Source organism: Serratia sp. 506_PEND (assembly GCF_001076875.1).
Taxonomy (GTDB): domain Bacteria; phylum Pseudomonadota; class Gammaproteobacteria; order Enterobacterales; family Enterobacteriaceae; genus Serratia; species Serratia marcescens.
The window spans coordinates 1-575 of the sequence record NZ_JVEL01000591.1 but is presented as its reverse complement, the minus strand read 5'-3'; the positions used below and the strand labels follow the sequence as shown (position 1 = coordinate 575).

General features: G+C 56.0%; 1 protein-coding gene. It reads left to right on the top strand.

Features of this window, described 5'->3' with window-relative positions; translation table 11 throughout:
* Positions 1-431, top strand: a 431-nt coding sequence (locus tag ADK28_RS26715) for a hypothetical protein (RefSeq protein ID WP_048797143.1), incomplete at its 5' end; no start/stop codon positions are given.
* Between the last annotated feature and the right edge of the window lie 144 nt (positions 432-575).

The following is a 575-nucleotide window of genomic DNA, read 5'->3' as shown; positions in this document are numbered from 1 at the left end:
TCTGGCCGTTACTGTGGCTGTATAAAAAGCAGGACATTATCAGCGACACCACCGGGTATTCGGTTTGCGGCAACCTGTTTATCATCTGGCTAGCCGTCTGTTTTGGTCTCAGTCGACAGTTTGGGGTGATGGCCTCACCGGACCTGGCGGGTTACGACACGGGTAGTGACACGCTGCTGGTACTGAGCGCCATACTGTCGTTCGCCACCGGCGTGATGTATATCGTCTGGGCCTTTAAGGCCAGAGCCGCACTGCGCCACTATGCGCTGAACACCTTCCGCTTCGACCTCAGAATGAATGCGTTCTACACCGTCGCCTTTAACGTCTTCTACATTACGTACTGTATCAACGACATGCCGCAGGCGCTGGCGAAACACCGGATTATTCATGGTCAGGCTCCCGTGCCGCCAGAATCCCCGTCACCGCAGTAACGCCATCCTCCTCTTATTTACCCGGCAGGGGCATCAGTGAATGCCCCTCATCCGTCCGGGCTCCACTCCGAGATTTGACCCAATGACATTACTGAAAATTGTGCTCAACGCCCTGCGTCAGGTGCTGACGTGGTGCGCCAGCAG